Source organism: Bacillus sp. SIMBA_074, assembly GCF_046534555.1.
Lineage (GTDB): Bacteria > Bacillota > Bacilli > Bacillales > Bacillaceae_G > Bacillus_A > Bacillus_A mycoides.
The window spans coordinates 1-6,029 of sequence record NZ_JAWRYM010000062.1 but is presented as its reverse complement, the minus strand read 5'-3'; the positions used below and the strand labels follow the sequence as shown (position 1 = coordinate 6,029).

Annotated in this window: 6 protein-coding genes and 1 pseudogene; all 7 read left to right on the top strand. The window is 33.7% G+C overall.

The window, feature by feature from the left end; translation table 11 throughout:
• The first annotated feature begins 453 nt into the window (after positions 1-453).
• The gene (locus SB773_RS29640; RefSeq protein ID WP_410593775.1) at positions 454-1,167 is read left to right on the top strand and encodes a response regulator transcription factor; all 714 of its coding nucleotides are present in this window, start codon (positions 454-456) and stop codon (positions 1,165-1,167) included.
• A complete protein-coding gene (locus tag SB773_RS29635) occupies positions 1,157-2,170 on the top strand; it encodes a sensor histidine kinase (RefSeq protein ID WP_193666158.1) in 1,014 nt (337 codons plus the stop codon). Before SB773_RS29640 ends, SB773_RS29635 begins: the two co-directional genes overlap by 11 nt.
• A 68-nt stretch (positions 2,171-2,238) precedes the next feature.
• The gene (locus SB773_RS29630; RefSeq protein ID WP_131247430.1) at positions 2,239-3,168 is read left to right on the top strand and encodes an ABC transporter ATP-binding protein; all 930 of its coding nucleotides are present in this window, start codon (positions 2,239-2,241) and stop codon (positions 3,166-3,168) included.
• Positions 3,161-3,898 carry an ABC transporter permease gene (locus SB773_RS29625; RefSeq protein ID WP_131247431.1) on the top strand — a complete coding sequence of 246 codons (738 nt, stop codon included), beginning with the start codon at positions 3,161-3,163 and terminating at the stop codon, positions 3,896-3,898. The genes SB773_RS29630 and SB773_RS29625 overlap by 8 nt, the downstream gene beginning before the upstream one ends.
• Positions 3,899-3,915: 17 nt before the next feature.
• A complete protein-coding gene (bacA, locus tag SB773_RS29620; RefSeq protein ID WP_044737433.1) occupies positions 3,916-4,713 on the top strand; it encodes an undecaprenyl-diphosphate phosphatase in 798 nt (265 codons plus the stop codon).
• Between the two features lie 424 nt (positions 4,714-5,137).
• Positions 5,138-5,341: pseudogene (locus tag SB773_RS29615) on the top strand (peptidase M20); the annotation flags it as partial.
• A 38-nt stretch (positions 5,342-5,379) separates the two neighbouring features.
• A complete protein-coding gene (locus SB773_RS29610) occupies positions 5,380-5,838 on the top strand; it encodes an ASCH domain-containing protein (protein ID WP_410593771.1) in 459 nt (152 codons plus the stop codon).
• Positions 5,839-6,029 lie beyond the last annotated feature (191 nt).

Here is a 6,029-nt window from a genome sequence, read left to right as displayed (position 1 = left end):
AACATTTTCATATTTCAATGTCAACCAAGTTTTTTTATTTCTTTTGTCGCTTTCTGCGTTGTTGCTATCGGCGACTTATCCTATATTACACCTCTATAGTCTAATCGTCAACACCTTTTTCCAAAGAAATTTAATTTAGTACCTTTGCACTCTTTTAACTCTAGATAAGGACCTACAAAGATCTCATCAAAATAGAAACCATCGTCTACTTTTTTTTACCAATCTATTCTTCTAAATACTATTCAATTTAGGCACTTCTCTATTTCAAAGGACTCGCTTCCCCCATCTTACCGAACTCATACAATTGATTCTTTTCAGCTAAACTAGCAACCTTATTTTAACAATTAATAGTATATAATTAGAAAGTTGCTTTATCTTTTATTACCGCTCCCTATTCCCCTTTGTTTATCAAGTTGTAATATCAATAACATTCTATTAGAAACAGGTGACGATATGAAAGATATACGTATTCTTATAGCAGATGACGATAAAGAAATTCGAGACTTATTAAAAAGATATTTAGAACGAGAATTATATATGGTAGATACTGCAATTAATGGCGAAGAAGCGTTGTGCTTATTTAACCAAAATAACTACAACCTCGTTATATTAGATCTTATGATGCCGAAAGTAGATGGTATCGAAGTGTGTAGAAAACTTAGAGATACAACCAACATTCCTATATTAATGTTAACTGCTAAAGATCACGAAGTTGATAAAATTTTGGGCTTAAGCATAGGTGCTGATGATTATATTACGAAACCTTTCAGTATTCACGAAGTGGTTGCAAGAGTAAAAGCCCTTATGCGACGTTTTTTAGTTCTTGGAAGTAACACTAACGTACAAGAGAAAACAACTTTAACATTTAAAGGACTAACTATCGATTTTAAAAAATACACAGTCCATACGAACGAAAAAGAAATCAACTTAACTGGAAAAGAACTTGAACTATTAAAATTCTTCACTTCAAACCCAGAGCAAGTATTTACGAAAACACAACTCTTTCGGAATGTATGGGACGATAATTATATAGAAGATGATAATACAGTTATGGTGCATATTAGAAAGCTTAGAAAGAAAATAGAAATCGATTCTTCCAATCCAAAATTCATTCAGACTGTATGGGGAATCGGTTATAAGTTTGTAGGTGAAAAGGTTGAAAAATGATAAGATCCTCATTCTTATTTCATTACAACTTATCATTTGCGGACTTTTAAATATAGATATGGGATACCATGTGAAAATATCTTTATTTATTGCTCTTATCATAATCACAATATATCTTTTCTTTTCAAGAGTTCACTTTATTCAAAGCAACGAATCGATGGTTACTAAATTAAGCCGTGCACTTAAAGGGAATTTACAAACGAGGCTATTCACAAATAACGACCGTTCACTAAATAGTATCGTGTTTTCAATAAACGACTTAATAACTGCATTAGAAAAGGGTCAGATCGAAGCAAGGAAATCCCAAGAAGCTAGAAAACAACTTTTATCTAATATCTCACATGATATCCGGACACCACTTACTTCTATTATTGGATATATTGATGCTTTAAAAGATGATGTCGCTGCTTCTGAAGTAGAAAAGCAGGAATATCTTGAAATACTTTATAAGAAATCGAATGACTTAAAACATCTGGTCGATGAAATCTTTAATATGGCCAAGCTAGATGCTGATGAATTTCCATTAAAAGAAGAAGAACTCGATTTTTCTGAAGTTACTAAAGAAGTATTAATCGAATTTTTACCCGAGCTATCAAAACATAACATTGAACTACAAGTTCTCATACCAGAATCTACTTCCCCTATTATTGCAGATCACCTTAGCCTTATACGAATTATAGGTAATCTAATAAAAAACGCTATCCATCACGGAAAAGCTGGGAAAATAGTAGGAGTCGAACTACTAGAAACCAATACAGAATATGAGCTTCTTATTTGGGACAAGGGACCCGGTATTCCAAAACATGATTTACAAAACGTATTTAAGCGGATGTACCGCAGCGAACAATCAAGAAATCCTTCTTACGGTGGTAGTGGCCTCGGACTTTCTATTTCTAAAGCCCTCGTTGAAAAAAATGGTGGGCGTATATGGGTTGACAGTATTCCCTGGGAACGAACTACTTTTGGTTTTTCCATCCCAAAACACACTACTTTTAAGAAATAGTTAAGAAACGATTAATATGCAGTTAAACCTTCCTTTTTATTATGTAATTAAGAACTTATAGAAAGTAGGTGCCCCCTATAAATACAATTATAAAAACGACAAACCTTACTAAAGTTTATGGGAACCAAAAGTCAGTAGATAATCTAAATATAAATGTACAGCAAGGAGAGATTTATGGATTCATAGGGCGTAACGGTGCTGGTAAAACAACTACAATCCGTATGCTGCTTAGTCTTATAAAACCTACAAGTGGAAATATAGAAATATTCGGTGAGGATTTACTTCGGAATCCAAAAGACATTTTAAGAAGAATTGGTTCTATCGTTGAAGTCCCAGGATTTTATGAAAACTTAACTGCAAGAGAGAACTTATTAATTAATGCAAAGATAATTGGAGTTCACAAAAGGAATGCAATTGAAGAAGCATTAGAAATTGTAGGCTTGCAGCACGAAACAAAAAAATTAGTAGGAAAATACTCTTTAGGAATGAAGCAACGCTTAGGAATTGCACGTGCTCTTCTCCATTATCCTGAACTACTCATACTAGATGAACCAACTAACGGACTAGATCCAATCGGTATTAAAGAAATGCGAAGACTCATTAAATCTTTAGCTCAAGACAGAAATATAACGATACTCATTTCTAGTCATATATTAGCTGAGGTGGAACAACTAGTCGATCGTATGGGAATTATTCATGAAGGAAGGTTATTAGAAGAAGTTTCTCTTGATACACTGCGTAAAGCCAATCGTAAGTACATAGAATTCCAGGTAAATAATGATAATAAAGCTGCGATGCTATTAGAAAAGCATTTTCAAGTTTTTGATTATGAGGTACATGATGAAGGAAATATTCGCGTTTATTCTCACTTTGGACAGCAAGGACACATTAACAGAACATTAGTTCGTAATGATGTTGAAGTATTAAAAATTGTGATGAGCGAAGATAGACTAGAAGATTATTTCACCAAACTAGTTGGGGGTGGCGCAATTGGTTAATCTCCTTTATACAGAACTATTAAAATTGAAACGATCCAATATGTTTTTGATTAGTATTATCGGAGCAGGTGTCGCGCCATTTTTAGTGGTTGTAGCTTCTTATATACACCTGAAGACAAAGCAGCCTACTCCAACTATTTTATTTGGTCAACTGTTCACTGAAGTTAACCTATACACTACTTTAATTATAGGATTCCCCTTATATGGAGTTGTAATCGCTTATCTATTTACCCGTGAATACACGGAAGATACATTAAAAAACTTGCTAACTATCCCAGTATCACGTATTAACTTTATTATAAGTAAGTTTATCCTTCTACTCCTTTGGATCATGATGCTAACTTTAGTTGCTTGGGCGCTAACTTTATTATTAGGGCTAGTAGGTAGCTTCCCTGGGTTTAGTATCACCTTACTTTTAGGCTCTCTCGTAAAATTTTTAATATGTGGTGGACTTCTCTTTCTTTTGTCTTCACCTATTGTACTACTAACTCTTGTAATGAAGACCTATGTACCGCCTATTATATTAACAATCATTATTACAATGACTAACCTTATGATCGTAAATTCAAAACATAAAGACCTATTCCCATGGACCGCTACTCTAGATATAGCAAATAACGAATTACAACCAACTTATCCACCAGAGTATTCTTATATCATCATTGCAGTAACAGCTATTTTCGGATTTATTACAACACTATTCTATTTTAAAAGAGTAGATATTCATTAATCTATAGGAGTGAAACTATGAGCGATCTTATCATTGCCTTCATACTTGGCATTGTAGAAGGGTTAGCTGAATTTTTACCCATCTCTTCTACTGGCCATCTTATATTAGTCGGACATTTATTAGGTTTTGAAGGAGAAAGGGCAAAAACGTTTGAAATTGTCATACAGTTAGGGGCAATTTTAGCTATCGCGATTTTATATCACAAACGCCTTGTTTCTTTATGTAATATTAAACCCCTTCTACGGAAAGAGAAAAAATTCAATGCATTACATGTTTTTCTCGGTGTATTCCCAGCAGTAGTTGTTGGCTTATTATTACATGATGTTATTAAAGCATACTTATTCCAGCCGTATACTGTCGTAATCGGACTTGTAGCAGGAGCATTTCTTATGATTTTTGCAGAAGCAAAAAAAGCAGAGGTAACCGCTTTTTCACTAGATGATTTAACATACCGTCAAGCATTAACAATTGGATTATTTCAATGCTTAGCAGTATATCCTGGCTTCTCAAGGGCTGGCTCTACTATTTCTGGAGGTCTATTAGCGAAAGTAAATTATAAGGCTGCATCTGAGTTCTCTTTTCTCATTGCTCTTCCTGTAATGGTTGGAGCTACAGGCTTAGACTTATTAAAAAGTTGGAAGTATTTAAGTGCGGATGATATTCCTATGTTTGCTATAGGATTCATTACCTCTTTTATAGTAGCAATGCTAGCGGTAGTAACCTTCCTGAAGCTTTTAGAAAAGATAGGTTTAAAACCTTTTGCATATTATCGTATTTTGTTAGCTATTGTATTTACACTTTTCGTATTGCTATAGCTTCATATAAGTCACATATTATTAAACCGATATTCAAGGAATATCGGTTTTTATCTATTTCACCTCTAGTATTACTCACTTCAATATGGCATAGTGGATAATAGATCAATATTAATAATTAGAATATTCTTTATTTCTAATCAACACTTCATTAAAATATGTAACGTTAAAAGCTATATTTGAAATCCGAACCTAGTAATAGCATTTCTTCTTTATACACATATACTGAAGTAAAAATAAACACCTCAATTGATTGAGTCTACCCATTACACCACGATAGAACTAATGTTCTCACCCCTTTGCTATACATCACTTCTTCCTTGTTTCTATATTTATGGAAGAGAAGTACGTGTAGGTGATCGGGCATTGACCCTAACTTTATTGCAGCCCAAATCACAAATAGACTACATAACAACTATATCCATTACCATACGAAACAATTCGAAAATCAAACATCCCGTCTATTAATATGGGCGTCTACGGGGAAAATGGTCATAAATGGACAGAACGAGTTTATAAACCATATTCCTTCAGCGTATTACTTTTATTATTAATCCGTAATACAACAATCCAGATTTTAAATGACTACAAAACTATTACAAATAGGCAAATTGCCCAGGGCTTATAAAGAAAGTGAACTTTAACTAAAGTGAGGTAAACATACAAATGAATCCATTAGCACAATCATATTGGGATACTTATTGGGGAAACAATGAAAAACCAGAATCTGTTACAGCTTGGCAATTTGGTGATTCTCCTGATTATCTCGCTCAATTAGTCATTGATGGTGTGAAAACCGCAACATGCTCGGGCCATATTTTTTATGAATTAGAAAATGAACCACTACCAACAACTAACGATTATAGTATTGTACTCAATAGTCAGGATGAACCTGTAGCTATTATTAAGACAATAGAAGTAACTATAATGCCAATGAATGAAGTGACTGAAGAATTTGCTATAGCTGAGGGTGAAGGCGATCTTACTTATAATTACTGGAGAGACACCCATATACAGTTCTGTACAAAGGAACTAAGCGAACTTGGTCTTAGTTTTTCTGAAGATATGCTGCTCGTTTGCGAACATTTTAAGCTTATCGATGTAAAAAACAAAGTGAAGCTATGATAAATAACGATTTTACTGGAAGTCCATACTAGATAAATACATTTATCTTTAAACAAATAAGCTTGTTATCAATGGATTTCTTGAGCCATTAATAACAAGCTTATTTCATTAAACACAAAAAAGACGAGTCATTCTGACTCGTCTTAAAGTTGCTTGGCGACGTCCTACTCTCACAGGGACAAGGTCCCAAC